Source organism: Myxococcus sp. AB056, from assembly GCF_006547365.1.
Classification (GTDB): domain Bacteria; phylum Myxococcota; class Myxococcia; order Myxococcales; family Myxococcaceae; genus Myxococcus; species Myxococcus virescens.
Genome location: NZ_VHLB01000050.1, coordinates 41270 through 67104, shown reverse-complemented (window position 1 = coordinate 67104; position 25835 = coordinate 41270). Strand labels below are relative to the sequence as shown.

At 69.0% G+C, this 25835-nt stretch carries 27 protein-coding genes; 18 read left to right on the top strand and 9 right to left on the bottom strand.

Features of this window, described 5'->3' with window-relative positions; genetic code table 11:
- A partial coding sequence (locus FMP39_RS21800) for a putative Ig domain-containing protein (RefSeq protein ID WP_228558209.1) occupies window positions 1–1467 on the bottom strand: 1467 nt, incomplete at its 3' end.
- A 216-nt stretch (window positions 1468–1683) separates the two neighbouring features.
- Here FMP39_RS21800 and FMP39_RS21795 point away from each other — a divergent pair.
- The 5 genes from FMP39_RS21795 to FMP39_RS21775 all read left to right on the top strand — a co-directional run bounded on the left by FMP39_RS21795 (window position 1684) and on the right by FMP39_RS21775 (window position 6916).
- A complete protein-coding gene (locus tag FMP39_RS21795) occupies window positions 1684–2193 on the top strand; it encodes a transcriptional regulator (protein ID WP_228558208.1) in 510 nt (169 codons plus the stop codon).
- A 92-nt stretch (window positions 2194–2285) separates the two neighbouring features.
- Complete coding sequence (gene grpE / locus FMP39_RS21790) at window positions 2286–3167, top strand: nucleotide exchange factor GrpE (protein WP_141592209.1); 882 nt, start codon at window positions 2286–2288, stop codon at window positions 3165–3167.
- 5 nt (window positions 3168–3172) lie between these two features.
- A complete protein-coding gene (dnaK, locus tag FMP39_RS21785; protein ID WP_141592208.1) occupies window positions 3173–4996 on the top strand; it encodes a molecular chaperone DnaK in 1824 nt (607 codons plus the stop codon).
- Between the two features lie 70 nt (window positions 4997–5066).
- A complete protein-coding gene (locus tag FMP39_RS21780; protein WP_090488079.1) occupies window positions 5067–5363 on the top strand; it encodes a hypothetical protein in 297 nt (98 codons plus the stop codon).
- A gap of 119 nt (window positions 5364–5482) precedes the next feature.
- Window positions 5483–6916, top strand: a complete 1434-nt coding sequence (locus FMP39_RS21775; RefSeq protein WP_228558207.1) for a serine/threonine-protein kinase — start codon at window positions 5483–5485, stop codon at window positions 6914–6916.
- Window positions 6917–6974: 58 nt separating this feature from the next.
- Here the strand turns inward: FMP39_RS21775 and FMP39_RS21770 are convergent, their stop codons facing one another.
- The gene (locus FMP39_RS21770) at window positions 6975–7850 is read right to left on the bottom strand and encodes a YsnF/AvaK domain-containing protein (RefSeq protein WP_194858509.1); all 876 of its coding nucleotides are present in this window, start codon (window positions 7848–7850) and stop codon (window positions 6975–6977) included.
- A 338-nt stretch (window positions 7851–8188) separates the two neighbouring features.
- On the opposite strand from FMP39_RS21770, the gene FMP39_RS21765 reads away from it, so the two are divergent.
- The 9 genes from FMP39_RS21765 to FMP39_RS21725 all read left to right on the top strand — a co-directional run bounded on the left by FMP39_RS21765 (window position 8189) and on the right by FMP39_RS21725 (window position 16041).
- The gene (locus tag FMP39_RS21765; RefSeq protein WP_228558206.1) at window positions 8189–8575 is read left to right on the top strand and encodes a hypothetical protein; all 387 of its coding nucleotides are present in this window, start codon (window positions 8189–8191) and stop codon (window positions 8573–8575) included.
- Between the two features lie 34 nt (window positions 8576–8609).
- Window positions 8610–9329, top strand: a complete 720-nt coding sequence (locus FMP39_RS21760) for a YsnF/AvaK domain-containing protein (protein WP_228558205.1) — start codon at window positions 8610–8612, stop codon at window positions 9327–9329.
- Window positions 9330–9452: 123 nt separating this feature from the next.
- Entirely contained in the window at window positions 9453–10658 is a 1206-nt protein-coding gene (locus tag FMP39_RS21755) for an ABC transporter substrate-binding protein (RefSeq protein WP_141592204.1), read from the top strand.
- A complete protein-coding gene (locus tag FMP39_RS21750; RefSeq protein WP_011556589.1) occupies window positions 10658–11578 on the top strand; it encodes a branched-chain amino acid ABC transporter permease in 921 nt (306 codons plus the stop codon). Before FMP39_RS21755 ends, FMP39_RS21750 begins: the two co-directional genes overlap by 1 nt.
- The gene (locus FMP39_RS21745) at window positions 11578–12642 is read left to right on the top strand and encodes a branched-chain amino acid ABC transporter permease (protein ID WP_141592203.1); all 1065 of its coding nucleotides are present in this window, start codon (window positions 11578–11580) and stop codon (window positions 12640–12642) included. The genes FMP39_RS21750 and FMP39_RS21745 overlap by 1 nt, the downstream gene beginning before the upstream one ends.
- Entirely contained in the window at window positions 12639–13523 is an 885-nt protein-coding gene (locus tag FMP39_RS21740; RefSeq protein WP_141592202.1) for an ABC transporter ATP-binding protein, read from the top strand. Before FMP39_RS21745 ends, FMP39_RS21740 begins: the two co-directional genes overlap by 4 nt.
- Window positions 13520–14275: an ABC transporter ATP-binding protein gene (locus FMP39_RS21735; protein ID WP_090488093.1), complete on the top strand. Its 756-nt coding sequence runs from the start codon at window positions 13520–13522 to the stop codon at window positions 14273–14275. The genes FMP39_RS21740 and FMP39_RS21735 overlap by 4 nt, the downstream gene beginning before the upstream one ends.
- A gap of 151 nt (window positions 14276–14426) precedes the next feature.
- Window positions 14427–15173: a hypothetical protein gene (locus FMP39_RS21730; protein WP_228558204.1), complete on the top strand. Its 747-nt coding sequence runs from the start codon at window positions 14427–14429 to the stop codon at window positions 15171–15173.
- Window positions 15174–15273: 100 nt separating this feature from the next.
- The gene (locus tag FMP39_RS21725; protein ID WP_141592201.1) at window positions 15274–16041 is read left to right on the top strand and encodes a methyltransferase domain-containing protein; all 768 of its coding nucleotides are present in this window, start codon (window positions 15274–15276) and stop codon (window positions 16039–16041) included.
- 6 nt (window positions 16042–16047) lie between these two features.
- Here FMP39_RS21725 and FMP39_RS21720 read toward each other — a convergent pair whose 3' ends face one another.
- The 4 genes from FMP39_RS21720 to proS all read right to left on the bottom strand — a co-directional run bounded on the left by FMP39_RS21720 (window position 16048) and on the right by proS (window position 21048).
- Window positions 16048–18108: a putative metal-binding motif-containing protein gene (locus tag FMP39_RS21720; protein ID WP_141592200.1), complete on the bottom strand. Its 2061-nt coding sequence runs from the start codon at window positions 18106–18108 to the stop codon at window positions 16048–16050.
- 53 nt (window positions 18109–18161) lie between these two features.
- A complete protein-coding gene (locus FMP39_RS21715) occupies window positions 18162–18779 on the bottom strand; it encodes a YiiX family permuted papain-like enzyme (protein WP_141592199.1) in 618 nt (205 codons plus the stop codon).
- A gap of 79 nt (window positions 18780–18858) precedes the next feature.
- Complete coding sequence (gene thpR / locus FMP39_RS21710; protein ID WP_141592198.1) at window positions 18859–19416, bottom strand: RNA 2',3'-cyclic phosphodiesterase; 558 nt, start codon at window positions 19414–19416, stop codon at window positions 18859–18861.
- Window positions 19417–19596: 180 nt separating this feature from the next.
- A complete protein-coding gene (gene proS, locus FMP39_RS21705) occupies window positions 19597–21048 on the bottom strand; it encodes a proline--tRNA ligase (RefSeq protein WP_228558203.1) in 1452 nt (483 codons plus the stop codon).
- 159 nt (window positions 21049–21207) lie between these two features.
- Between proS and FMP39_RS21700 the strand changes: the two genes are divergently transcribed.
- The 3 genes from FMP39_RS21700 to FMP39_RS21690 all read left to right on the top strand — a co-directional run bounded on the left by FMP39_RS21700 (window position 21208) and on the right by FMP39_RS21690 (window position 23293).
- Window positions 21208–21882, top strand: coding sequence for a DUF4336 domain-containing protein (locus tag FMP39_RS21700; protein WP_090488104.1), 675 nt, complete (start codon window positions 21208–21210; stop codon window positions 21880–21882).
- Window positions 21863–22600 carry a TetR/AcrR family transcriptional regulator gene (locus tag FMP39_RS38485; protein ID WP_141592196.1) on the top strand — a complete coding sequence of 246 codons (738 nt, stop codon included), beginning with the start codon at window positions 21863–21865 and terminating at the stop codon, window positions 22598–22600. Before FMP39_RS21700 ends, FMP39_RS38485 begins: the two co-directional genes overlap by 20 nt.
- A 72-nt stretch (window positions 22601–22672) precedes the next feature.
- The gene (locus FMP39_RS21690; protein WP_141592195.1) at window positions 22673–23293 is read left to right on the top strand and encodes an MXAN_6652 family MXYO-CTERM-anchored protein; all 621 of its coding nucleotides are present in this window, start codon (window positions 22673–22675) and stop codon (window positions 23291–23293) included.
- Between the two features lie 38 nt (window positions 23294–23331).
- Here FMP39_RS21690 and FMP39_RS21685 read toward each other — a convergent pair whose 3' ends face one another.
- Window positions 23332–23613: a hypothetical protein gene (locus FMP39_RS21685; protein WP_228558201.1), complete on the bottom strand. Its 282-nt coding sequence runs from the start codon at window positions 23611–23613 to the stop codon at window positions 23332–23334.
- A gap of 213 nt (window positions 23614–23826) precedes the next feature.
- Between FMP39_RS21685 and FMP39_RS21680 the strand changes: the two genes are divergently transcribed.
- Window positions 23827–24690: an endonuclease/exonuclease/phosphatase family protein gene (locus tag FMP39_RS21680; protein ID WP_141592193.1), complete on the top strand. Its 864-nt coding sequence runs from the start codon at window positions 23827–23829 to the stop codon at window positions 24688–24690.
- A 24-nt stretch (window positions 24691–24714) separates the two neighbouring features.
- Here the strand turns inward: FMP39_RS21680 and FMP39_RS21675 are convergent, their stop codons facing one another.
- Entirely contained in the window at window positions 24715–25266 is a 552-nt protein-coding gene (locus tag FMP39_RS21675) for a hypothetical protein (RefSeq protein ID WP_141592192.1), read from the bottom strand.
- A gap of 116 nt (window positions 25267–25382) precedes the next feature.
- Window positions 25383–25769 (bottom strand): hypothetical protein, encoded by a 387-nt coding sequence (locus FMP39_RS21670; RefSeq protein ID WP_194858508.1) that lies wholly within the window; start codon window positions 25767–25769, stop codon window positions 25383–25385.
- Between the last annotated feature and the right edge of the window lie 66 nt (window positions 25770–25835).

Here is a 25835-nt window from a genome sequence, read left to right as displayed (position 1 = left end):
CCCGAAGTTGAAGCGGCTGATGATGGGGTAGTGGTCGGATGTGTTGTTCCGGTAGCCCGTGATGTTCGGCCGCAGCACCTGGGTCGAGTTGGGGACGTAGCTGGTCCACATCTCGTTCGTGACGAGCTGATGGTCGATGAACGTGCTGCGGCTCGCCGTGCTGCCAATGCCCGCTTCGGACAGGGCCTGGGTGGTGAACCGGTAGTTGGCCGAGTCGCTCACGAAGTTGCGGTACGGCGATTCATATTTCAGTCCGGTGCTGGGATTGGTCGCCATGGACACATCCACGTCGTCATTCCAGTCACCCACCACCATGGCCCGCTGGGTGGGCAGGCGAAGGTCCAGGTAGTCTTTGATCCACCCGGAGGCCGACAGGCGCCGCGCGTAGTCGTCGGCACCGGCGAGCGCCTTCATGTGGATGACCAACGCCGTCACGTCCACGCTGGCACCACCGCGCTGGATGCGCAGGTCCACGCGCAGCGGAGGGCGCCCGCCGAAGTCGTAGTCGTGGTTCAGCAGCACCACGTCCGCCCGCAGCACCTGCACCACGTCCGACTTGAACAGCACGCCCACCTTCTGCTCGTTGGCCGAGTAGTAGCTCGTTCCCGATGACACCCGCGAGCTGTCATCCGCCAGGAAGCCGTCGTAGCCCGGCAGCCGCGCCTTCAACTCGTTGAACTGCGCCGTGCTGACAATCTCCGCCAGCCCCCAGAAGTCCACGCCCGCGTCGGCGATGACGGCCTGGGCATTGGCCAACTGCAACGGCTCGTCGTTGGGCCCATAGATCGGGTCCCCGAACCACTCGATGTTCCAGTTCCCCACCGACAGCGGGAAGCTCCCATCCGGCCCGCCCCCGTCCGGCGTCTGCCCGGGACCCACCACTTCCAGCCCCAACTGGACCTCGGCCTCGGCGCCGTGGGCGTCATGGACCCGCAGGGTGATGGGATAGGTCCCCTGTCCCTGGGCCTGCCCCGTCAGCAATCCCTCGGGGCTCAACGCGATGCCCGTGGGCAGCGAGCCCCCCACCAACTCCCACTGAAGGGGAGGGCGCCCGCCGGTGGCGACCAGGACGTGCTCGTAGCTGTCCCCCTCCGTGGCGGCGGGGAGCCCGTCGCTGGTGACCTCGGGGCGTGGATAGATTTTCAGCGCGTACGTGCGCACGTTCTCCAAGCCGTCCGCGTCCCGCACCGTCACGGTGATGGAGAAGTCACCGGCCTCGCTGCCGGGGCCCAGCAGCCGCCCCTCTCCCGTATAGAAGGAGAAGCCCGCCGGCGGCGGTGACACCGTGTAGCGCAGGGGCGGCTCGCCCCCGGACGCGGTGAACATGGCTTCGTAGGCAAGGCCCACCGTCGTCGGCGACAGCTCGACCGCGGGCAGACGGGGCGCTCCGGAGGTTCCACGTCCATCGGAGCAGGCGCACAGCAGGGTGAGGACGGCGAGCATCCCCGCCATTCGGAAAAGCGGCATGTCGGCGGGCTCCAGCGCGGGCCTCGAGGAGTGGGGCACGCGACGCGCCCACTCTAGCCTCGGCGGACGCCCGCATGCACGAGGCGCGTGGCACGAAAGGCAATGGCCGCCGACATCGTTCGTGTTTCAAGCAAGCGCTGGAAGGTTTTGCGCTCCGGGCAGCCGTGGAGTGGAATGGTTTTCGGGGGGATGACTGCCCCATGGAGGAGACAGCACATGGCCAGCAAGTGGGACAAGCAACTGATGGACTTCCTCAAGCGCACCGGTGACGAGCTCAAGCGCACCACCGATGACCTGCGCGGCGAGGCTGAGCGCCTCCTCAAGGAAGTGAAGGACCCTCAGAACCAGGCCAAGGTGAAGGAAGGCCTGGAGCAACTGCGCACCTGGGCCGCCAGCACCAGCAAGGTGGCGGCGGAGAAGATTGAAGTCGCTGTGCGTCAGGTCGAAGGCGCCGTCGAGCGCGCCTTCACGAACGAGGAGGGCGGCGAGCGGACCCCTCCCTCGCGCCCCGCCAAGGCGCCAGCCGAGCCCGCAGCCGAGGCCAAGGCCCCCAAGGCCAGCGCCTCCCGCCCCGCCGCGAAGAAGGCCGGGGGAAAGTCCATTGGCCGCAAGAAGCCCGCCGCCAAGGGCGCCGCCACGAAGACGGCGAAGAAGGCGGTTTCGGGTTCCAAGAAGACGATTGGCCGGCCCAAGAAGCCCGCCGCCAAGCCCACCGCCGGAGCGTGAAGTTCCGCTGGGTGTGAAGCCCGCCTGCCTGGGGGCAGGCCGGTTTCCTTTGTCCTTCTCGCCATTTGGAAGGTCCCGCGGCGCGTGAGATAGTGCGCGCCGTGGCCGGCTCGAACGACAAGAGCAGAATCCAGACAGACATCGGGCAGGACGTCATTGACGCGGCGGTTCGCAGCGTCGAGCGTCACATGGACGAAGAGGACGAGGTGACCGTCATCGAGGTGGAGGCTTCAGGCCCGTCCACCGCGGTGAAGGCCGAAGCGTCCGCGTCCCCCGCCGACACCGCATCTCCGCCGTCTGACGCCGAGGCGCCCCCGTCCGAGGACGTGGCGGCGCTCCGCCAGGAGGTGGAGTCCCTCAAGGCCCAGCTCGAGTTCAGCCAGGCCAAGGGGCGCGAGACGATGGAGCGCCTGCGCGAGGCCCACGAGCGTGCGAAGGAGGCGCAGGAGCGCACCGTGCGCCACGCCGCGGACCTGGAGAACTACCGCAAGCGCGCGCAGAAGGAGAAGGAGGAGGTCCAGCGCTTCGGCTCGGAGAAGCTGCTCAAGGACCTGCTCCCAGTGATGGACAACCTGGACCGCGCGATTGACGCCGCGGCCAAGTCGCCGGACCTGGACAGCTTCGAGAAGGGCGTGGCCATGACGCGCAAGTCCTTCGAGGACGCGCTGGGCCGCCACGGGGTGAAGGGCTTCAGCGCCAAGGGGCAGGTGTTCGACCCGCGCGTGCACGAGGCCATCCAGCAGGTGGAGACGGCGGACGTCCCCGCCGGCCACGTCGCCTACGAAGTCGTGCGCGGCTTCTACCTGAATGAGCGGCTGGTGCGTCCGGCCATGGTCGTCGTCGCGCGTGCACCCGCCGAGCCTGTGGCCGCCGCGGAGCCGCCGGCCGTCGCAGAGTCCGCCACCGCCACGACCGATACCGAGGCGCCCGCCGCGCCCGCGCAGTCCGAGAACTCTTCCGGGGGGAGTCAGTAACCAACATGGGCAAGGTGATTGGAATCGACCTTGGGACGACCAACTCGTGCGTCGCCGTCATGGAGGGCGGCGAGCCGGTGGTCATCCCCAACAGCGAAGGCAGCCGGACCACGCCTTCCATGGTGGGCTTCACTGACTCCGGCGAGCGCCTGGTGGGGCAGATTGCCAAGCGGCAGGCCATCACCAACCCGGAGAACACCGTCTTCGCGGCGAAGCGCCTCATCGGCCGCAAGTTCGATTCGCCCGAAGGCAAGAAGGCCATTGGCGTGTCGCCCTTCAAGGTGGCCTCCAGCCCCAACGGCGACGCGTGGGTGGAGATTCGCGGCAAGGGCTACAGCCCGCCGGAGGTCTCCGCCATCGTCCTGATGAAGATGAAGCAGACGGCGGAGGACTATCTCGGTGAGCAGGTCTCCGAGGCGGTCATCACCGTCCCCGCCTACTTCAACGACAGCCAGCGTCAGGCCACCAAGGACGCCGGCCGCATCGCCGGGCTCAATGTCCTGCGCATCATCAACGAGCCCACCGCCGCGGCCCTGGCCTACGGCCTGGACAAGGTGCAGGAGGGTGGCACCGAGCGCATCGCCGTCTACGACCTGGGCGGCGGCACCTTCGATATCTCCATCCTGGAGCTGAACGCCGGCGTGTTCGAAGTGAAGAGCACCAACGGCGACACGTTCCTGGGCGGCGAGGACTTCGACCAGCGCCTCATTGACTACCTGGCCAAGCGCTTCGCGGAAGCCAACAACGGGCTGGACCTGCGCAAGGACCGCATGGCGCTGCAGCGCCTGAAGGAAGCCGCCGAGCGCGCCAAGCACGAGCTGTCCAGCGCGCCGGAGACGGAGGTGAACCTGCCGTTCATCACCGCGGATGCCTCCGGCCCCAAGCACCTCACGGAGACCGTGGACCGCGCCACCTTCGAGGCGCTGGTGACGGACCTCATCGACCGCACCATCGAGCCGTGCCGGATTGCCCTGAAGGACGCGGGCATTCCCGCGCAGCAGATCAACCAGGTGCTGCTGGTGGGTGGCATGACGCGCATGCCGCGCGTGCAGCAGAAGGTGAAGGAGTTCTTCGGCAGGGAGCCTCACAAGGGCATCAACCCGGACGAGGTCGTCGCCGTGGGCGCGGCCATCCAGGGCGGCGTGCTCAAGGGCGAGGTGAAGGACGTCCTCCTGCTGGACGTGACGCCGCTGTCGCTCGGTGTCGAGACGGCCGGCGGTGTCTTCACGAAAATCATCGACAAGAACACCACCATCCCCTGCAAGAAGAGCCAGGTGTTCTCCACCGCTGTGGACAACCAGCCGCTGGTGAGCGTGCACGTGCTCCAGGGCGAGCGTGAGATGGCGGCGGACAACAAGACGCTGGCGCGCTTCGAACTGGTGGGCATCCCCCCGGCGCCGCGCGGCGTGCCGCAAATCGAGGTGTCGTTCGACATCGACGCCAACGGCATCGTCCATGTCAGCGCCAAGGACCTGGGCACCGGCAAGGTCCAGCAGGTGCGCGTGGTGAGCAACTCCGGCCTGTCCGAGGCGGAAATCCAGGCGATGATTTCCGACGCCCAGTCGCACGCCTCCGACGACAAGAAGAAGAAGGAGCTGGCGGAGCTGCGCAACAACGCCGACGGCCTCATCTACACGACGGAGAAGAGCCTGGAGGAGTACGCGAGCCTCCTGTCGGAGAAGGACCGCGAGGAAATCAAGGCGGACCTGGAGCGCCTCAAGGAGGTGCTCAACACCTCCGACGTGGCGGTGCTCAAGGAATCCTTCCAGCGCCTGGAAGGCAGCGCCTACCGCATCGCGGACGCCATCTACACGGGCCAGGCGAGCTGAACGCTCGCAATCGCCTCCGCGCTCCAGCGTAGACTGCCTGCCGCGCAGTCAGTCCCCCTGGAGCGCATCAATGGACGTCACCGAAGGCATCGTCATGTTCCTCATCACCGCCATGGTGGTGGGGGTGCCCCTGTTCGGGCTCACGCTTCGCTTCTCCCTCAAGCCCCTAGTGGAGGCCTTCATCCGTTTGAAGGAATCCCAGCACGGCGGCATGGAGGTGCGGCTGCTCCGCGAGCGCGTGGCGCACCTGGAGCGCGTGCTGGAGGTGCACGGGCTGATGGATGACCACCTGCCCCGGTCGCTCCGCTCCGGCACGCCCGAGCACCTTCCGGCCGTGGCGCCGTTGAAGGACCGGGAGCGCGTGTAGCCGTCCCGGCGGTTCCGGGTTTCCCGAAAAGGGCGTCCCGGGTGTTGAATGGGCCCGTGGATTTTCCCTCTTTAGAGGAAGAGGTCGTTTTTCTCCGGGGTCTGGTCTCCGTGCATCGGATGGCCGACGTCATTCTGGAGGACTGCCTGGAGCGGGGCCTGGACCTGAACTCCGGGCTCGACGTGTTTCTCACGCAGTGTGCCCGGCTGGTGCATGCGCGCGCGGGCTTCGTGTCCCTGCGAGGGACGCGAGGCCCGGTGCTGACGCGGGTGCTGGGCGAGCCCGGGGTGGACGTCCTGGCGGCGGCGCACTGGCAGGGTGTCCGCAAGCTGGATGACGGCCGGACGCTCTTCTGCACGCGGCTGGCCCTGGGCAGCCTGGAGCTGGGGGGGCTGGGGCTGGTGGTGGAGGGCGCCTTCGAAGGCGGCGGCGGGCTGGTGATGAAGCTGGTGGAGGCCATTGGCGAGCAGCTCGACAGCGCCGTGCTGGGCTTCCTCGCGCTGACGGACGGCAAGGGCGCGCTGGAGCGGCTGGACGCGCTCGCCGGGGAGCCGCCTACGGCCTCGCGGGGCCACATTGGCCGCTATGAGGTGGTGACGCCCCTGGGCACCGGGGGCATGGCGCAGGTGCTGGTGGCGCGGACCCGAGGCCCGGAGGGCCTGGGCCGGCTGGTGGCCCTCAAGCGCATCCTCCCGCACCTGTCCTCGGACCCTTCCATCGTCCAGCAGTTCCTGGACGAGGCCCGCATCGGCCTGCGGCTCTCCCACCCCAACCTGGTGCACTTCTACGACTGCGGCGAGGCGGAGGGCGCGTACTACATCGCCATGGAGTTGGTGCGCGGCGTGGACCTGGAGCGGCTCCTCCGCGCGGCCAAGGGCCCGCTGGAGACGGCGCACGCGGTGGCCGTGGTGTGCCAGAGCCTGGCGGGGCTGCATGCGGCGCACGTGCTGCAGGGCGAGGACGGCGCGCCGCTCGAGCTGGTGCACCGGGATTTGTCCCCGCACAACCTCATGGTGGGGTTCGACGGGCGGGTGAAGGTGCTGGACTTCGGGGTGGCCAAGGCCCGCGCCCAGCGCACGGTGACGCTGCCGGGCATCGTGAAGGGCAAGCCGCTGTACATGTCCCCCGAGCAGGCGCGCGGCATGAGGCTGGATGCGCGCAGCGACCTGTTCGCCATGGGGCTCGTCCTCTACCAGTCGCTCATCGGCGCGCGGGCCTTCGAGAAGCCCGACGAACTGGCCACCATGCACGCCATCTGCGAGGAGGCCCTTCCGCCGCGGCCTTCGCACATCTCCCGGGCGCTCTGGGACGTGCTGGAGACGGCGCTGGCCAAGCGCCCCGAGGCGCGCTTCGGCAGCGCGCGGGAGATGGCGGACCGGCTGGCGGATGCCTGCCGTCCGGCGAATGACTCGGAGCTGGTGCGGCTCATGGGGAAGCATTTCCCCGACCGGCATCGCGAGTTCATGCGGTTGGACCGCCCTGCCTCCGCGGGAGGTCGGTCCCAGGAGGAAACGCCCATCATGCGACCGCGGCTCCGGAAGTCCTCACCCTGACGAAGCGGGGAGGAGCCCCGGCCCCTCCCGGGAGGAGCGAGGGGCCGGGAAGGCGCGCTCAGTACCCGCGCTTGAGCGGGTCGTCGGAGGGCGCGTTCAGCGTACGAGCCCGCTCGTCGCTGCCCTCGGTGCGGATGTCCACCTCTTCCCGGCGTACGTGCTCGGAGATGTGGCGCTCCTCATCCACCTCGTCCTTGTGGATGACGACCTCCTCGTCGACGACGGCGCGCTTCTGGACTTCGACTTCCTCGGCGCGCAGCGGGACGACGACGGTCTCCTCCTGGAACGAGGCATTCATCGCCGGGCGTTCCGGGCTCACGTCCCGGCGCTCCACGCGGACGCGCTCGCGGCGCACCGGCACGTCCATCTCCCGGTCCTCCTCCACCACGTCCTTGTGGACGCGGACCTCACCGGCCTGGACGTCCCGCTTGAGCACGTCCACCTCCTCCTTGTGCAGGGGGATGGTGATGTCCTCCTCGCGGCCGTGGATGTCCCGCGCGCCCACCGGGGTGTCCGTGGCTTTCAGTCCCGCGGTGTCCGTGCCCAGACGTGTGTCGTAGCCCGTGTCGTAGGCACCCTTGCGGCCCACCGTGTCCGTGGTGGCGTCCATGCCCGTGCTGGCGCGGGCCGCGGTCTGGTCGGCGCCCAGTCCCACCGCGCCCGGACCCACGCCCGCACCGCCACCCGTGCCGGCGACGGCGCCCGTGCGGTCCTCACCCGTCAGCCGGCTCAGCATCTCCTTGCCGTGGCTGAGGATGATTTCCGAGCCGTCGATGCGACTGATTTCCGAGTACCGGACCAGGTAGTCCTTCGGGAAGAAGAGGCCCTTCTCGATGTGGAATTCGCCGTCGCCGACGGCGAAGACCTTGCCGAGCTTCTCACCGTCGATGCTGCGGACGACCATCCCTTCGTTGACGTCGCTGCGTTGGTACATGGCTGGCTCCTCGTGACCGGGGCGGGTGGACCTGCTGGTCACACCCTGGACCCCGGCGCTGGTGGATGCCCCGCGTGCGAGCGCGAGGCCCTGGGGTTTCCACCCCGGTCATCATGGAAGGTGTGAGCGTTCGGTCTCGGTGTCAGGGGCCGAGGACGCAGTGCCAGTTGGCTTGGCACCGTGCCTGCCCGCCCGAACGCCCGCCTGTCCTTTCGCCTGCCCTGGCGACACCGCGCCGGCGGCCGTGAGCCGGGGCTTCTCAGGGCGCGGCGACCCACCCCATCTTCAAGCGAGGTGCGTCCGGACCGCGTGCCGTGAGCACCCAACGGGAGACCGTCATGAGAAGCAGGCAGGGGACCTCGGAGCCGTGGCGCTGGAGTGACTCGTGGGTGGGCGGCGCGGCCGCGGGCGTGGGGGCGCACCTGGTGGTGCGAGGCATCCACCGGCTGCTCCGTCCGGACCTGCGAGGCCCCATGGTGGGCGTGGCCTGCGCCTCCGGGATGCTGGGCGCCCTGGTGGCGGGCCGGCTCGCGCGCCATCGGCTCCGGCCGCTTCCAGTCCTGGCCCTGGTGCCCACCCCGCCGCCCGCTGTCCGCGAGCCCGCGGCGCTGGAGACGGATACGGACCCGGAGCGCCCCAGCACCCCCCTGGAGCGGGTGCTCCGGCGCGGGCCGAATGGCCGGGAGCATCCCTGGAGCGAGCCCGGGTTGCCCACGCTGGCGTGAGCCACGAACCACACCACACGAGAGGAGTCCTCCGATGCGCACGGACGTACGGGAAGGGATGCGGGTCTTCACGGCGGATGGGAGCCGGTTGGGCACGGTGGTGGGATGTGGCGGGGAGACCTTCGCCATTGAAGGAGGGCTGCTGCGGCTGAAGTCCTTCACCGCGCGCTACGGCGATGTGGTGGACGTGCGCGGAGAGGACGTGCACCTGGGGCTGACGCGGGACGAGGTGTCACCGGAGCACGACAGTCCGGCGCAGGTGCGGTCAGGTCACCCCGAGTCCGTGCTCTCCGCCGAGTTCGCGACGCCCAGCGAACTCGTGGTTCCCCTGGCCCGCGAGGAGGCCCATCCTCACGTGGTGGTGCGCGAGGCGGGACAGGTGCGCATCCACAAGGTGGTGCGGACGGAGGTGCGGCACTTCTCCGTGCCCGTGCGCCGCGAGGAGCTGGTGGTGGAGCGGGTGTCCGAACAGACCGTGGACGCCGAGGGCCCGCCGGCGCCAGAGGCCGTGGCCTCCGCCCGGCCGGTGCTGGAGGGGCTGGTCCCCTTCGAGGCGGGCACCTTCGTCATCCCCCTGCGCGAGGAGCGGGTGGAGGTCACCCGGTCCGTGCATGTCTGGCAGGAGGTTGCGGTTTCCCGGTACACCGACGAGGTGCTCCGGCAGGTCCACGCCACCGTTCGGAAAGAGACGGCGGAGGTGGAGGAGCGGGGCGAGGTGCTCCACGACGGCCCGTTGGACGGGCTGCACTCCTGACTGACGCGCCGCACAGGGGGTGTGTGACGGGGGCTCGGGACGGCTGCACGCTTGACCCATGGAGAGGTGTCCCCTAGAAAACCAGGGCTTTGCCGTGTCAGTTTCCGAGAAGGGAAGCCCTGCATGCGACGACTTGCCCCGATGCTCCTCGCCGCGCTCGCCGTCATGGTGGCCGCTTGCGAGAAGAAGACGCAGCCAGCTCCTTCGGGTGAAGGAGGTACTCAGGCCGCGCAGGGGCAGGGGGCGGCGCCCGGGGGCGCTCCGGTGGACGCGAACACCATCCTGCTGGGGCAGGTGGGCTCGCTCACCGGTGGCCAGGCCACCTTCGGCATCTCCACGCGCAACGGCATCGAGCTGGCCCTCAAGGAGGCCAATGCCGCGGGCGGGGTGAAGGGCAAGAAGCTGTCCATCCGCGTCTACGACAACCAGAGCAAGCCCGAGGAGGCCGCCCAGGCCGCCACGCGCCTGATTACGCAGGACAAGGTCGTGCTCATCCTCGGTGACGTGGCGTCGTCCAACTCGCTGGCCATGGCGGAGAAGGCGCAGGCGGCGGGCGTGCCGATGATTACGCCGTCCTCCACCAACCCCACTGTCACCGACAAGGGTGACTACATCTTCCGCGTCTGCTTCATCGACCCGTTCCAGGGCTTCGTGATGGCGAAGTTCGCGCGGGAGAACCTGAAGCTGAACACGGTGGCGGTGCTCCAGGACAACAAGAGCGCGTACTCCATTGGCCTGGCGGACGTCTTCAGGCGCAAGTTCACGGAGATGGGCGGCAAGGTGACGGCCGTGGAGAGCTACAGCCAGGGCGACACGGATTACCGCGCCCAGCTCACCGCCATCCGCAAGTCGCAGCCGGAAGGCATCTACGTGCCGGGCTACTACAGCGAGGTGGGCATCATCGCCCGCCAGGCGCGCGAGGTGGGCCTCAAGGTTCCGCTGATGGGCGGCGACGGCTGGGACTCCGAGAAGCTCTTCGAGCTGGGCGGCAGCGCCATCGAGGGCAGCTACTTCTCCAACCACTACTCGCCGGACAACCCGGATCCGCGCGTGCAGAAGTTCATCGCGGACTACAAGGCCGCGTACGGCGCGGTGCCGGACGCGCTGGCCGCGCTGGGCTACGATTCGGCCCGCGTGGCGGTGGACGCCCTGGAGCGCGCCAAGGACCTGAGCGGCCCGTCCGTGCGTGACGCCATTGCCCAGACGAAGAACTTCCCGGGCGTGGCGGGCACCGTGACACTGGATGCTCAGCGCAACGCCGTGAAGTCCGCCGTCGTCCTCAAGGTCGAGGATGGCAAGACGCAGTACGTCACGACCATCAATCCCTAATGGCGCAGCTCCTCCAGCACCTCATCAACGGCCTGGCCGCCGGCACCATCTACGCGCTCGTCGCGCTGGGCTACACGATGGTGTACGGCGTCCTGAAGCTCATCAACTTCGCCCACGGCGACGTCATGATGGTCGGCGTCTACATGGGCTACGCCACCGCGTTCGCGCTCGGGCGCGACATGCGCAGCTCCCTGTTGGGCGTGGCCGTCGTGTTCGCGGTGGCCATGCTGGGCTGCGCGCTGCTCGGGTTCCTCATCGAGCGCTTCGCGTACCGCCCCCTGCGGGAGAAGCCGCGCCTCACCGCGCTCATCACCGCCATCGGCATCTCCTTCGCGCTGTCCTACGGCTTCCAACTGGACCTCGGCTTCCTGCCGGGCGCGGCGCCGCGGGCCTTCCCGGAGGTCATCGAGCCGGTGGAGTGGCTCGTCATCGGTGACCGGGACGTGGTGGTGTGGAACTGGCAGGTCATCAGCTTCGGCATCGCCGTGGCGCTGATGGTGGGCCTGCAGTACCTGGTGTTCCGCACGCGCTTCGGCCGGGCCATGCGCGCGGTGTCCTGGGACCACCGCGTGGCGGCGCTGATGGGCATCCCCACCGACCGCGTCATCGCGCTGACGTTCATGTTGAGCAGCGCGCTGGCGGCGGGCGCCGGCCTGCTCTACGCCATCAAGGACACGTCGGTGAGCCCGCTGATGGGCCTGTACGTGGGCCTCAAGGCCTTCGTGGCGGCGGTGATTGGTGGCATCGGCCACGTGCCGGGCGCCGTGGTGGGCGGCCTGGTGCTGGGCCTGGTGGAGGAGTTCGTGGTGGGCTACGCGGCCAGCACCTGGCGTGATGCGGTGGCCTTCGGCTTCCTCATCCTGGTGCTGCTGGTGAAGCCGGGCGGCCTCTTCGGCCGCGTCGCCGCGGAGAAGGTCTGATGGAGACTCCGGCGATTCCCGCCCCCGAGGCCCGCTCCGGCGTCCCCGCGTCGCTGCGCGGCCTGCTGCCCGTGCTGCTGGCACTGCCGGTGCTGGCGCTCTTCCAGTGGCTGATGAGCGACGCGCCCTTCGCCTCCTACCTGCTGTCGGTGGTGGGGGTGAACATCATCCTCGCGGTCAGCCTCAACATCGTGAACGGGATGACGGGGCAGTTCTCCATCGGCCATGCGGGCTTCATGGCGGTGGGGGCCTACATCTCCGGCGTCCTGTCGCTGAACCTCAAGGACGTGGCGCTCTCCTTCCTGCCGGTGGCGGTCAGCGACCAGGTGTTCTTCGTCGCGTCGCTGCTGGTGGGCGGCCTGGCGGCGGCGCTGTGCGGCTTCCTGGTGGGCCTGCCCTCGCTGCGGCTGCGCGGGGACTACCTGGCCATCGTCACGCTGGGCTTCGGCGAAATCATCCGCGTGGTGGTGCAGAACACGGACGCGTTCGGCCGGGCGCTGGGCCTGTCCGGCATCCCCCAGACGTCGTCGCCGGCCATGGTGTACTTCTTCGTGTTCCTCACGGTGCTGGTGGCCCGGCGCATCACCGGCTCCAGTCACGGCCGCAGCCTGTGGGCCATCCGCGAGGACGAGGTGGCCGCCGAGGCCATGGGCGTGGACACCACGGGCTACAAGGTCCGCGCCTTCGTCATCTCGTCGTTCTTCGCGGGCATCGCCGGCGCGCTGTTCGCGCACTTCGTTCCCATCATCAACCCCGGCTCCTTCACCTTCGTGAAGTCGATGGAAATCGTCGTCATGGTGGTGCTGGGCGGCCTGGGCTCCACGACGGGCGCCATCGTCGCGGCCACGTTCCTCACGCTGCTGCCCGAAGGCATGCGCTCGCTGTTCACCCTGCTGGGGGCCGAAGGCAGCCTGGCGCAGAAGGTGGACCAGATTCGCATGCCCGTGTACGGCCTGCTGCTGGTGGCGCTGATGCTGGCGCGGCCCCAGGGCCTGTTCGGGACGAAGGAAATCTGGGACGTGCTGCCGCGGTGGATTCCGCGCAAGCGCAGGGGGCTGGCGTGAGCGCGGCCGTGCAGGAGACGAAGGCGGAGGCCGGAGCGCCATTGCTCCAGGCGGACGGGGTGTGCATCCAGTTCGGCGGCCTCAAGGCGCTGACGGACTTCAACCTCTCCGTGCGGCAGGGCGACCTGCAGGGGCTCATCGGCCCCAACGGCGCCGGCAAGTCCACGGCGTTCAACGTGCTGACCGGCGTGTACCAGCCCACCCAGGGCGAGGTCCGCGTGGGCGGGCAGCGGGTGAACGGGTGGCTGCCGCATCAAATCAACCACCTGGGGCTGGCGCGCACCTTCCAGAACATCCGCCTGTTCCGCGCGCTCACCGCGCTGGACAACGTGAAGGTGGCGTGCCGGGCGCAGGGCGCGCTGCACCCCGAAGGCGTGGGGTTGGGCGCGAAGATGAAGGGCGCCTTCATCAACTACCGCGACTGGTGGCGCGCGCTGCTGCTGACGCCGCGCTTCCAGCAGGAGGAGCGGGAGCTGACGCAGCAGGCGGAGCACCTGCTGGAGGTCATGGGCCTGTCGCACCGCCGCGACGAGGAGGCTCGCAACCTGCCTTACGGTGAGCAGCGCCGGCTGGAAATCGCGCGCGCGCTGGGCACGCAGCCCAAGGTGCTGCTGCTGGACGAGCCCGCGGCGGGCATGAACACCCGTGAGAAGGCGGACCTGATGGTGCTCATCCGCAAGCTCCGGGACGACTTCAAGCTGGGGGTGCTCGTCATCGAGCACGACATGAAGCTGGTCATGGGCATCTGCGAATGCATCACCGTGCTGGACCACGGCGAGACGATTGCCCGGGGCGCGCCGGCGCAGGTGCGCAGCGACCGGAAGGTCATCGAGGCGTACCTGGGCGACAGCTACCTGGAGAGCCAGGGAGGGGCGGCGTGAGCGACGCGCAGGTGAAGACGCTGGGGGAGCGCCAGGCCTTCCCGCCGCTGCTGTCGGTGGACGGCATCAAGGTGCACTACGGCGCCATCCAGGCGCTCAAGGGTGTGTCGCTGACGGTGGGCAAGGGCGAGGTGGTGGCCCTCATCGGCGCCAACGGCGCGGGCAAGACGAGCACCCTGCGCGCGGTGAGCGGCATGCTCAAGCCCAGCGCCGGACGCATCCAGTTCAACGGGCACGACACCACGGCCATGAAGGCGCACCAGCTGGTGCCGCGCGGAATGGCGCACGCGCCGGAAGGCCGGGGCGTGTTCCCCAACATGTCCGTCCAGGAGAACCTGGAGCTGGGCGCGTACCTGCGCACGGACACCTCCGGCATCCAGCAGGACCTGGAGAAGAGCTTCACGCTCTTCCCGGTGCTGAAGGAGCGCCGCAAGCAGATGGCCGGGACGCTGTCGGGCGGCGAGCAGCAGATGCTGGCCATTGCTCGCGCGCTGTTGAGCAAGCCGCAGCTGCTGTTGTTGGATGAGCCTTCGCTGGGGCTGGCGCCGCAGGTGACGGAGGCCATCTTCCGCACCCTGCGCGAGGTGAATGCCACGGGCGTGAGCGTGCTGTTGGTGGAGCAGAACGCCCATCTGGCGCTCAACGCCGCGCACTACGGCTATGTGTTGGAGACGGGCGAGGTCGTGATGGCGGGGCCGGGCAAGGCGCTCCTGGAGAGCGCGGAGGTCCGGCGTGCGTATCTCGGCGAGTAGTGGAGGGTGCTACGTCCTCTCGCCGACGCTCCGGTAGAGTCCGGCGCGCAATGAAACTGGCTCCCCTCCCAAAGTCGGGTAGTCAGCAACCAGGAAGTTCGTCTAGCGTCCGTCGACGCACTGCGTTCAACCACACTCAGGAAGTGTGCCCATGTCCCCGTTGTCCCGCCTTGTCGCCAGCCTCGCCACCCTGTCGCTGATTGCCGCCGCGTGCGCCGGTCAGCAGAAGCCCGATAACCGGGAAGCCACCTCGACCATCGAGGAGGTCGCCAACGAGGGTGGAGAGGAGACCCCCGCCGTCGCGTTCAACGTCCTGGAGGCTCCCGAGGGCTTCACCGTGAAGCTGCCGGGGCCCCCGCCGCAGGCGCAGCGCAGCGAGGCCGCCCTGCCGAAGCGGACGGACAAGGCCACGCTCGTCACGTACGCGGCCAATGAGGGCGGTGTCAGCTACATCGTCAACGCGGTGGACTACCCGGAGGCGTTCGTCGCCACGGTGCCCGCCGAGGCGCTCATCAACGGCGGCATCCAGGGCATCGCCGGTCAGGTGGGTGGCGAGCTGAAGAGCTCCGAGGACATCACCCTGGATGGCTACCCGGGCAAGGCGTACATGCTGGCGTCGCCCAGCGGCGAGGTGAAGGGCCGCAGCTTCCTGGTGGGGCCGCGCGTCTACAACCTCATCACCGTCTACAACGCGGGCATCGGCGCGCCGGGCGCGGACGAGTTCCTCACCTCGCTCACGCTGGTGAACCCGCCGCCGAAGATTGAGCTCCCGGAGCCCGACGCGGGCACGGACGCCGGGACGGCCGATGCGGCCGACGGCACCGGAGCCGCCGTGGAGGGTGGCGAGGACGCCGGAAGCGCGCCGGACGCGGGCGCCCGTCGCCGCCGCGCCAAGTAAGACCGTTGTCCCGGGGACACGCTTCCTTCCTGGGAGCGTGTCCCGCGATGCCGCGCTGAAGGACCCTGGGCGTTAGGCTCTCCCGTGACAGGAGGCCGCCATGTGGGACCCGGCGCAGTACTCACGCTTTCGCGACGAGCGGAAGCGTCCCTTCTTCGATTTGCTGTCGCGGGTGGACGCGGCGTCACCCTCCCAGGTCGCGGACCTGGGGTGTGGCACCGGGGACCTCACGCGCGTGTTGGCCGAGCGCTGGCCGTCCGCCCAGGTGTCCGGTGTGGATGCGTCCTCGGAGATGATTGAGGCGGCCCGTCGCGGTGCGTCCGTGGGCTCGGTGCGCTTCGAGGTGGCGGACCTCGCGGACTGGGAGCCTCCCGCGCCGCTGGACGTGCTCGTGTCCAACGCAGCGCTGCACTGGTTGCCGGACCACGAGGTGTTGCTCGGGCGGTTGGTGGCGAAGCTGGCGCCCGGCGGGGTGCTGGCCTTCCAGGTACCAGCCAACTTCGACGCGCCTTCGCACCGGCGTGTCGACGAGGTGCGGGCCTTGCCGCGCTTCGCTTCTGTCCTGGCGCCCGTGCGGCGCAGACCGGTGGAGTCCCTGCCTGTGTACGCGTCCTGGCTCTTCGCCCTGGGGCTGACGGTGGAGGCCTGGGAGACGACGTACCTGCACGTGCTCCCGGGCGAGGACGCGGTGCTGGAGTGGCTGCTGGGGACGACGCTGCGGCCCGTGCTCGCGGCGCTCAAGGGGGAGGAGGCGCGCGCCTTCGTGGAGACGCTGCGCCCGTTGCTGCGCGAGTCCTATCCCGCGCAGCCGTATGGGACGCCGTTCCCGTTCACCCGCCGCTTCGTGGTGGCGCGGCGGGTGACGTGAGCCGGTTTACTGGGGCCAGTGGAGAATCTGGCCCGCGTTGCCCGCGACCCAGAGGTCCGCGGGACTGGTGCCGGCGATGTCGTTGAAGCGCAGGTTCGTGTTCTCGAAGGCGATCTGCCACCCCGTGCCGTCATACCGGTAGATGCGGCCGTTCTGCGCGGTCACGTAGACCGACTTCGAACCAAAGGCGATGACGGAGGTCAGTATCTCGTTGTGCGTGGTGGGGAAGGGCATCCGGCTCCAGGTGCTTCCGTCCCACTGGAGGACGGTGTTCTTCCCGCCCGTATGGTCACCGACGGCGAAGGCGAGCTTGTCGTTCACCACCCAGACGCCGCGAAGTCGGCCCAGGCCTGAGATTGTGGTCTCCACGTTCTCCGACTGCCACTGACTGGTGTTGGTGTTGAAACGGTAGATTCGAGGTCTGCTGGACCCGCCATCGAAGCCGCCGACCGCGAACAGCAATGACCGGGAACGCCCGTGGAGGTCGAAGAGCGGCCCGACAGTGGTGGTTCCGAATTTCAGCTCATTCGGCCCGGCCTCTCCGGTCCACGTGAAAGTCAGGCCTTGGTTCGCTGAGCCGGAGTTCTCAGTGACCCCATGAATCTCAAGGGTCCCTTCGCGGCGGAAGCCGACGAGCCCTCGGATCCATCGGGTCATGTCATGCGTCTGGGTGCAGGCATTCTGACTCCTGTCCAGGAAGGTGAGGCTTCCTCCCGACGAGCCGAGGTAGAGGCGGCCCTGGTTGGCCATGTCCGCCCAGACGGCGTTCCAGCCCCTGGTGCTGTCGCCGCAGTTGGTCGCGTTGGTCTGGAACGTGGATGAGGACGGCGTGAGTATCGCGGTCCCTCCCTGGTTCCCTGAGACAGTCACGTCGCCTGGAACTTCCGTGAAGATAGAGCGCCACTCCTGATCGCTCGCGCCCACGGTGCGGGCTGCCCAACTGGCACCGCCGCTCGGGCAGACCTCGGGGCCTTCGACATTCCCGTCGCAGTTGTTGTCCAGGCCGTCGCACAGCTCCGGCGCGCCAGGGTAGGTGAACGGGTTGCCGTCGTTGCAGTCACCACCAGCCTGGACGTAGCCCGCGCCAGGCGAGACGCAGGACGACACGGCCGTGCCATCACCAAAGGTGTCTCCGTCGCCGTCCAGGAACCAGTCGTTGGGCGTCGTCGTGGCCTGGCAGGTGGTGGCGATGCCCGAGGCGTCGCAGACGTAGACGCCGGCGCACTGGGCGGCTGCGGTGCACGCCGTGCCGAGGTCGGTGAACGTCTCGTCAATCTGGTCGTTGCAGTTGTCGTCGACGCCGTTGCAGAGCTCCGTCGCACCTGGCCGGATGCTGGCGTTGTTGTCGTTGCAGTCGTCCGCGGGACCCGTGACATAGCCCTGCGGGATACCGGCGCAGAAGGCGACGCGAGCGGCGTTCCGGTCGCCGTGTCCGTCCTGGTCCACGTCAGGGTAGGCATACGCGGCCAGCGGCATGTTGCAGATGACCTCGCCGTTCCCATCGCAGGCACGGACGCCCTCACAACCTTCGCCCTCCGTGCAGCTCTGGCCCAGGCGCAGCTCCACCGTGTCCGACTGCCCGTTGCAGTTGTCGTCGACGTCGTTGCAGCGCTCCGTCGCTCCCGGGTGGATGTCCGGGTTGGCGTCTTGGCAGTCCGTGCCGCCCGTGAGCACGGAGACGTACCCGTCGCCGTCCGCATCCGTCGCCTGGAGGGACAGGGCCACCGGGACGGGGGTTCCTGGCGTCAGCGTCACGGACGTGGACCGCGTCACCACGGGGCTCGCGGCGTCACAGGTCTGCTCGAAGGCGCGCGCCTCCACCTGGATGGTCGAGCCCCAGCCGCCGGGCGCAATCACCGCGACCGTCAGTGAGCCTCCGGTGGGCCCGCCCTTGCCGGCAACGGTGGTGGAGAGCTCCTTGCCGCTGCCCTCGTCGCGTGCGTTCACCTGCACGCAGCCGGGCAGAAAGCCCGAGTAGTCCACCGTGACTTTGGCAGCGCCAGGGCTTTCGTCCTTTTTACAGCCGGCCAGCGCGAGGAGAGGGAGGAGCACCAGAACGCGTCGCATGCGGACACTCTATCGCGTCCGTGCCCCGCCGCTGCATCCTCGCGAATCCGCACCTACCTCGCGGACGGGAAGTCGGAGTGGACCACTTCCAGGCGTGCATCCGCGGCGATGCTGGCGGGCGTCACCAGCTCCAAATCCAGGGGAACCCGCTTCCCGTAACGTTCGCGGAGCTGCTGCTCCAGGCCCTTCACACGGAGCGAGTCCAGCCGTTCCATTTTCCCATACTCTACGCCTGCACCCTGGGCGTAGGCCTTGCGCACCAGCTCCGAGCAGTACATCGCGTCATCCCCCCAGCCGAAGTGCCAGTCATACGGCTTGCCCAGGTGCGCCTTGGCCGCCGCCACCGCCTGCTGGCGCTGCGCATCGCTCAGTTCCCGAGGGCGTAGGACGAGGATGCCGCCCTTCTCGCCCCGGGCCTTCCACTTCGAGAACCGGATTCGCTGCACCGGCTGCACGGCCTCCACGACCCACGCGCCCTGGTCGGTCACCTCCACCATGCCCACATGGGACAGGGGGCTCTGCGTGGCCTTCTGGATGGCCTGTGACTGCGAGGAGCGCGAGGTGTGCAGGACGATGTCTCCCGTCTGCAACCGGGCCTCCAGTCCCTCCTGTGGCGCCGCGACCGCGTTGTGTGCGCCGAACCACACCATCAGCATGACCATCCACCGCATTGACGAGTCCTTTCAGGTGCTTGGCTGCTTCCGGCGTGCGGAGAGTGCAGCCGGGATGCCAGCCGTCACGAGGGGGCCGCTACCCCAGCGTGCGGGTGAGGGGCACCTCCAGTCGGGGCAGGTAATGGCCGCCCTTGCTCTCGAAAAGCACCAGGTGGTCCACACGCCCCTCGCCCAGTGACGTGTCCTTCAGCGCCTGGACACATGCGAGGAGGGCGGCGTCTCCGCGCGGGTGCTTCGCGCGGGCCAGCGTGAGGTGCGCGGTGTACTCGCGATGCTCGGGCTCGAAGCCGAGCGGCCGGAGCACCTGGGCGGTATCCGCCTGCAAGGCCTTCAGCGCGTCCGTGGCGCCGCACACATCCGCCCAGAGCACGCGTGGGTGGGCGGGCGCGCCAAAAGCGCCGCCACCGACGACAGACAGGACGAAGGGGGAGTGCCGAGCTCCAATCGGCGTCAGGGCATCGCGGATGGCGGGCAGGCGTGCGTCATCCACGTCCCCCAGGAACACGAGCGTGAGATGGAGGCCCTCCAACTTCACCCAGCGGGCCTGGGGGGCCAGGGGGCGCAGCCGGTGCAACTCCTCGGTGGTGCGCGCTTCGATGGCGGGCCCCAGGGTGACGGCGGTGAACAGGCGCATGGCTCACGGCTCCTGACCTCATGAGCGAGACACAGTCCTTCGATTCCCTTCAGCATCGGAGCCGGTGGGTGTCGCCCTGCTCGTGACCGGTGCCACCAGGCGCGCTGCGGGGGCGCCTTCCGGTTCGAGCCGGCGGCGGGCGATGTCGTGCCCTGCCGCCGGCCCTGACGTGACGGGGACTCAGTACGCCTTGGAGAAGACGATGCGGCCCGGCGAAGGCTCGCCGGTGACGACGCACTTGCCCGGCTCCTGCTTGAGGTCGAAGGGACGGCAGCGCGTCGTCAGGCCCGTCTCCTCCTTGATGCGCGCCTCCACCTTGGGGTCCAGGTTCCAGTGCGCCAGCAGGAAGCCCTGGTCCGCCTTCTCCTTCAGCTCCTCGTAGGAGTTGACCTCGAAGGTGTGCGAGTCGCGGAAGGACTTCGCCTTGGTGAACAGGTCCTTCTGCATCGCGTCCAGCATGACCTGCGCCTTGGACACGGCCTCGTCCAGCGACACGAACTCCTTCTGGCGCACGTCACGGCGGACCATGACGCAGGAGTTCTTGGCCAGGTCCTTGGGGCCCAGTTCGATGCGCAGACACGTGCCGATGAGCTCGTGCTCGTTGTACTTGAAGCCCGGGCTCTTGGTGTCGTCGTCGTCCAGCACCACGCCCAGGCCGGCCTTGCGCAGGTCCGCGGCCAGCGCGTTCGTCTTCTCCAGCACCTGCGCCTTCTCCGCGTCGGAGGCCTTGCCGAAGATGGGGATGATGACCACGTGCGTGGCCGCCAGCTTCGGCGGGACGATGAGGCCGGCGTCATCCGAGTGGGTCATGATGAGGCCGCCGATGAGGCGCGTGGACACGCCCCAGGACGTCTGCCACACGTGGTGCATCTTGCCGTCGCGGCCCTGGAACTGGGTGTCGAAGGCCTTGGCGAAGTTCTGTCCCAGGTTGTGGCTGGTGCCCGCCTGGAGCGCCTTCTTGTCCTGCATCATCGCTTCGATGCTGTAGGTGCGCAGCGCGCCGGCGAAGCGCTCGGACTCCGACTTCTGGCCGGTCAGCACCGGCATCGCCATGTAGTCCTCGGCGAAGGTCCGGTAGACCTCCAGCATCTGCCGGGTCTCCTTCTCCGCGTCCTCCTCCGTCTCATGACAGGTGTGGCCTTCCTGCCAGAGGAACTCGGTGGTGCGCAGGAACAGGCGCGTGCGCATCTCCCAGCGCATCACGTTCGCCCACTGGTTCAGCAGCAGCGGGAGGTCCCGGTAGCTCTGGATCCACTTGGCGAAGCTGCGGTTGATGATGGTCTCACTGGTGGGCCGGATGACGTAGGGCTCCTCCAGCTTGGACCCACCCGCGTGGGTGACGACGGCCAGCTGCGGGTTGAAGCCCTCGACGTGCTCGGCTTCCTTCTTCAGGTAGCTCTCGGGGATGAGCAGCGGGAAGTAGGCGTTCTTGTGGCCCAGGTCCTTGAACTTCTTGTCCAGGACGCGCTGCATGTTCTCCCACAGCGCATAGCCATTGGGCCGGATGACCATGCAGCCCTTCACGTCCGAGTAGTCGGCGAGCTTCGCCTTCTGGACCAGGTCGACGTACCACTCGGAAAAGCCCTTCTCGCGGGGCGTGAGCTTCTCGGCCATGTGCGGAGCACCCTTCAAAAGTCGTGGAAAGAGGACGGTTGCCTACGCCGGGCCCACCCGGAAATCAACGGCCCCGTCGCCCGGACGGGCGCTGGGTTCCTTCCTGGACGGGATTGCATTTTTCGACCAACGGTCAGAATAATGAGCGCCGGTTGAATCTGCATCCAGGAGGCAGTCATGTTTCGCCAGGTGGCCGACGACGTGCACGTGCTCGCGGTGGAGTTCCGCATCGGGGGAATGGACTTGGGGGGCCGGATGACGGCCGTCCGCCTGCCGGATGGGGGGCTGTGGCTCCACTCGCCCGTCCGCTTCAGTCCGGAGGCGCGGGCGGCGGTGGATGCGCTCGGGCCGGTGCGCTTCCTGGTGGCGCCCAACCTGATGCACCACCTGTACGTGCAGGACTGGGCGGCGGCCTATCCCGACGCGAAGGTGGCCGCGCCCGCGGCGCTGCGGCGCAAGCGGCCGGACCTGCGCATCGACCTGGAGCTGGGTGACACGGCCGAGGCCAGCTGGGCCGGCGTCCTGGACCAGGTGCTCGTCCAGGGGATGCCCAAGGTGGACGAGCTGCTCTTCTTCCACCGCCCCAGCCAGACGCTGTTCGTCACCGACCTGGCGTTCAACGTGCACCGGACGGGTTCGTGGTTCACCCGCATGTACCTGAAGCTGAGCGGCGCGTGGCAGCGGCTGGCGCCGTCCATGCTGGTCCGCTCCGTCATCAAGGACCGGGAGGCCGTGCGCGCGTCCCTGGCGCGGGCCCAGGCCTGGGACGTGGAGCGCGTGGTGGTGTGCCACGGTGACGTGGTGGAGCAGGGCGGCCGGGAGGCGGTGCGGAATGCCTTCGCCCGGTTCTAGCGGCGGTGGCCGCAAGACCGCGCCGGGCCGCCGTCGCGGCGCCGTGTCACCAGCCGCGTCCACCCCCGCACCGGCTCCCACCGCAGAGCCCTCCGAGCGCGAGGCACGCAAGGCGCGGCGTCAGGAGGGGCGCCGCCAGGCCATCCTCGTCGCCGCGCGGGCGGTGCTGGTCCGGGGCGGGGTGTTGGGACTGACCCTGGAGGCCGTCGCGGCGGAGGCGGACCTGAGCAAGCCTTCCCTGTTCTACTACTTCCGCTCCAAGGAGGACCTCGTGGGGGCGCTGGCGGTGGAGGGTCTGGAGCGCGAGGTGAAGGTGCTGGAGGCGGCGGTGACGGCCGCGGCCAGCGGCGTGGAGGCCCTGGCCGCGCTGGTTCGTGCCCGGGTGGATTTGTACGCCGAGGACCTGGACGGCTTTCGCGTCGTCTATCTGTGGCCGCAGTTGACGGGGCGGCAATCCGAGGCGCACCAATCGCGGGTGCTGGCGCTGAGTGGACATCTGAATGACGTGCTGGAGGCGCGGCTCCAGGCGGATGCGCGCGCGGGCCGGCTGGCCCCAGGGCTCCAGCCGCGTCGGCTGGCCAACCTGGCCTGGACCATGGCGCACGGGGTGCTTTCCCTGGGGGCCGGACTGGAGCACTCCGGTGTGGGAACGCGCTTCACCTTGTCTCAACTTCGTGACGAGGCCTGTGCGGTATTGCTGCGCAGTAGCGGCCGTTAGGGTGGCTGTGAAGGGTGGGAGGGTCGCGCTATGTAGAGAGCCTCCTTCCCGTCGTTCCTTTTTGGAGGCTTCATGCGGTCGTACCTTGCATCACTCGGAGTTGCCGGCGTTGTGTCGGCGTGCCTTGTCTCCGGTTCCGCGTTCGCCAATTCCATGGGCATCAGTGGCCGAAGCGGTAAGCAGGGCTCGAGCCTCACCTGTGCAGAGTGCCACACCGGCGGCAGCGCACCCACGGTGACCATCGAAGGGCCCACCACGCTGGCGCCGGGCGCCACCGGCAACTACACGCTCGTCGTCCGGGGCGGTCCGGCCGCCGGCGCGGGCTACAACGTGGCGGTGAGCGACAACGGCGGCACGCTCAACCCGGGCACGGGTTCGTACAAGCTGAGCGGGGAAGTCACCCACAAGAACATCCAGGCGTTCTCCGGCGGAGAGGCCCGCTTCGACTTCACCCTGGTGGCGCCGTCCACTCCCGGCACCGTCACCCTGTACGGCGCGGGCAACTCGGTGAACGAGAACGGCACCGATCAGGGAGACGCCTCCGCGGCCACCACGCTCAACGTCAACGTGGCGACTGGCGGCGGCGACGGTGGTGGTGGTGATGACGGCGGTGGCTGCGCCGCCGCGGGCGGCATCCCGTTGCTGGGCGCGGCCCTGGTGCTGCTCGGCACCCGCCTGCGCCGCCGCCGCTAGGCCTCGTTGAAAGGAGGCCTCCGTGCGCGACAGCGCCGTCAGTGACCGGAGGCCACCGAGGCGGTGAACTCGTCGGGCAGGAAGGCGGAGAAGGACGGCACCCGTCGAACCTTCCGCCGGGAGTTGCCCGCCAGCCGCAGGATGGCCACGGACACCAGCCCCAGGCCCACGGCGCTGCGCAGGGGCGCCGGGCGGCGTGACCGGCGCCGGGCGCGGTAGCGCAGGAGTCCCACGGGCAGCAGGGCGGCGGGAATGGCCATCAGCGCCCACGAGCGCCAGCGGGACCGGCCAGACGAATCGGATGCCAGTGTCGTTTTCATGAAGAAACAGGTTGGGCGTGGGATGGAGCAGGGGGAAGGGCGGCCTGGACCGGACGCAGGTCGGCTCCTGGGTCGGGCCCCCCCGGTGGAGGGCGGACACGGCCTTGCCAGCCTGCTTACTGATGGCCCGCCAGGCCGGCTGCCTTCCGGACGGGCCTGGGGGGCAGGGAGACAGGTTCGCGGAGGGGGCCTAACATCGCGCCCCTTCCGCCCATGAGCGTTCGCCGCCTCCTCCCCCTCTTGTTCCTGATGGGGCCGCTCGCGTGTGCGACCGGCCCTGGCTACCTCGCCTCCACCGAGTCCGTCGCCGCCGTGCGGCGCGCCCCGGGAGAGCTGCGGGTGATGACCTTCAACATCCAATCCGGCGCCCGCGGGTTGGAGCGCGTGGCGCACGTGATTCGCGCCGCGGTGCCGGACGTCGTCGCCTTGCAGGAGGTGGACGTGGGGTCCACCCGCGCGCGCGGCCTGGACCAGGCGGAGGAGCTGTCGCGCCTCACCGGCCTGAAGTACCGCGCCCACTTCCGCACCACGGATTTGTTCGGCGGGGCCTACGGCATCGCCGTGCTGTCGCGCTTCCCGCTGGAGGCACTGGCGCAGTATCCGCTGCCGGGGCCGCGCGGCGCGGAGCCTCGCACCGTGGCGCATGCGGTGGTGGAGGTGGATGGGCGCGAGGTGAGCGTCTACCTCACGCACCTCATCCGCCAGCCCTTCAACAGCGACACCCGCGTGCGGCAGAGCGCCTACGTGGCGCGGCTGATGGCGCAGGATTCGCGGCCCAAGGTGTTGCTGGGGGACCTCAACGACGGACCGGACTCACGCTCCACGCGGCTGCTGCGGCGGGCCCTGCATGACGTCGCCGCGGCGACGGGGGGCACGGGGGGCACGTATCCGCTGCCGCTCTTCCTGCCCACGCTGCGCATCGACTACGTGCTGGCGTGTGATGCCTTCACGTCCGTGGCCAGCCGGGTGCTGCGCGTGGACGTGTCCGACCACTACCCCGTGGTGGCGGACCTGCGGCTGAAGCCGGAAGCCGCGCCCCTGGTTGCCGAGCGCGCGGCCACTGGCACCGCGCCTTGAACGAGGCGCGGGCCAGCGCGGGCATCAGCCGACGTTGAAGCGGTACAGCACTTCGTTGTCGTTGCGCGTGAAGCCCTTGAGCACCTGGTGCTCGAGGTTCTGCGCGCCCAGGTACGCCAGTCCGCCGGAGGCGAAGCCCATGACGGACAGCTCGAAGTAGGGGTGTGGCCGGGGAACGTGGGTGATGTGCAGGTCGGTGTGGCCCTGACCGGGGAGCACGTTGAGGTCGCCCTCGGTGAAGTAGCCCTTCCAGATGCCGGGGGTGAACAGCAGGAAGCGCCGGAAGTCACCCTGGCTGAACATCGCCTTGAGCTGGCCCTGGCCCAGGGCGTACTCGGCGGACTTCACGCCGAACTGCCAATATGCGCTCGGGTTGTTGTTGTAGAAGCGCGCCAGCAGTTCGTCGTTGAGCCGGAGGAACGCGTCCGCCGGCATGCGCGACACCGGCATCACGGGCTTGGAGAAGAAGGGTTCCTTCTTCGCGAAGTTGGTGAGGAACGCCTTCCAGGCCGCCTCCCCGTGGGTCTGCACCATCAACTGTTGCCGGGCCAGGAAAGCGACGCCTTTGACTTCCATTCACGCTCTCCGCGGGGGCGCGGACGCCCCTCGTTTGGGTTTGCAGGCCACAGTGTGCTGCAAATGTTTCATGAGACGAAGCGATGATGTGACAACCGCTCGCGTCCGCCCGTCCCTCAATCGAGCTGGAGTCCGCAGTCGCTACAGGCGCCTTCCAGCAGCGGCGCGGCGGTGCCACAGGCCGGGCAGGGCGGCTCGCCGTCCTCGGAGAGGGGGGGCGCCGCAGCGGCGGTGCGTCCCATGGGCACCAGGCCTTCGCGCTCGATGCTGTCCATCCACCGCTGCTGGAGCAGGGCGGCCACGCGAGGGCCGTCCTCGGGGCGCACCAGCACCTGGAACTTCGGGCTGCATCCCGGCTTGCTGCAGGCCTCGCGATGCACGAGCGCCGGCACGTCCGCGCCCAGGCAGGCGTCCACCAGCCGCCGCGCGTCCATCAGCGCCATCTCCGCGCAGGGCACCAGCTCCACTTCCGACAGGGCCTTCGTTGCGTCTTCAGGAGTCATCACCCGGGGGATTGGAGCGCACCCCTGGGGCTACGTCCAGTCCGCCCGGGCCTGCGTGTCATGCCG

Coding starts and splice junctions, on each gene's coding strand:
- FMP39_RS21680 (WP_141592193.1), top strand. CDS start 23,827: ATGAGCGTTCGCCGCCTCCTCCCCCTCTTGTTCCTGATGGGGCCGCTC.
- FMP39_RS21760 (WP_228558205.1), top strand. CDS start 8,610: ATGCGCACGGACGTACGGGAAGGGATGCGGGTCTTCACGGCGGATGGG.
- FMP39_RS21745 (WP_141592203.1), top strand. CDS start 11,578: ATGGAGACTCCGGCGATTCCCGCCCCCGAGGCCCGCTCCGGCGTCCCC.
- FMP39_RS21750 (WP_011556589.1), top strand. CDS start 10,658: ATGGCGCAGCTCCTCCAGCACCTCATCAACGGCCTGGCCGCCGGCACC.
- dnaK (WP_141592208.1), top strand. CDS start 3,173: ATGGGCAAGGTGATTGGAATCGACCTTGGGACGACCAACTCGTGCGTC.
- FMP39_RS21690 (WP_141592195.1), top strand. CDS start 22,673: ATGCGGTCGTACCTTGCATCACTCGGAGTTGCCGGCGTTGTGTCGGCG.
- FMP39_RS21685 (WP_228558201.1), bottom strand. CDS start 23,613: ATGAAAACGACACTGGCATCCGATTCGTCTGGCCGGTCCCGCTGGCGC.
- FMP39_RS21755 (WP_141592204.1), top strand. CDS start 9,453: ATGCGACGACTTGCCCCGATGCTCCTCGCCGCGCTCGCCGTCATGGTG.
- thpR (WP_141592198.1), bottom strand. CDS start 19,416: ATGCGCCTGTTCACCGCCGTCACCCTGGGGCCCGCCATCGAAGCGCGC.
- FMP39_RS21775 (WP_228558207.1), top strand. CDS start 5,483: ATGGCCGACGTCATTCTGGAGGACTGCCTGGAGCGGGGCCTGGACCTG.
- FMP39_RS21770 (WP_194858509.1), bottom strand. CDS start 7,850: ATGTACCAACGCAGCGACGTCAACGAAGGGATGGTCGTCCGCAGCATC.
- FMP39_RS21795 (WP_228558208.1), top strand. CDS start 1,684: ATGGCCAGCAAGTGGGACAAGCAACTGATGGACTTCCTCAAGCGCACC.
- FMP39_RS21725 (WP_141592201.1), top strand. CDS start 15,274: ATGTGGGACCCGGCGCAGTACTCACGCTTTCGCGACGAGCGGAAGCGT.
- FMP39_RS21670 (WP_194858508.1), bottom strand. CDS start 25,769: ATGACTCCTGAAGACGCAACGAAGGCCCTGTCGGAAGTGGAGCTGGTG.
- FMP39_RS21700 (WP_090488104.1), top strand. CDS start 21,208: ATGTTTCGCCAGGTGGCCGACGACGTGCACGTGCTCGCGGTGGAGTTC.
- FMP39_RS38485 (WP_141592196.1), top strand. CDS start 21,863: ATGCCTTCGCCCGGTTCTAGCGGCGGTGGCCGCAAGACCGCGCCGGGC.
- FMP39_RS21730 (WP_228558204.1), top strand. CDS start 14,427: ATGTCCCCGTTGTCCCGCCTTGTCGCCAGCCTCGCCACCCTGTCGCTG.
- FMP39_RS21675 (WP_141592192.1), bottom strand. CDS start 25,266: ATGGAAGTCAAAGGCGTCGCTTTCCTGGCCCGGCAACAGTTGATGGTG.
- FMP39_RS21715 (WP_141592199.1), bottom strand. CDS start 18,779: ATGCGGTGGATGGTCATGCTGATGGTGTGGTTCGGCGCACACAACGCG.
- FMP39_RS21780 (WP_090488079.1), top strand. CDS start 5,067: ATGGACGTCACCGAAGGCATCGTCATGTTCCTCATCACCGCCATGGTG.
- FMP39_RS21720 (WP_141592200.1), bottom strand. CDS start 18,108: ATGCGACGCGTTCTGGTGCTCCTCCCTCTCCTCGCGCTGGCCGGCTGT.
- FMP39_RS21765 (WP_228558206.1), top strand. CDS start 8,189: ATGAGAAGCAGGCAGGGGACCTCGGAGCCGTGGCGCTGGAGTGACTCG.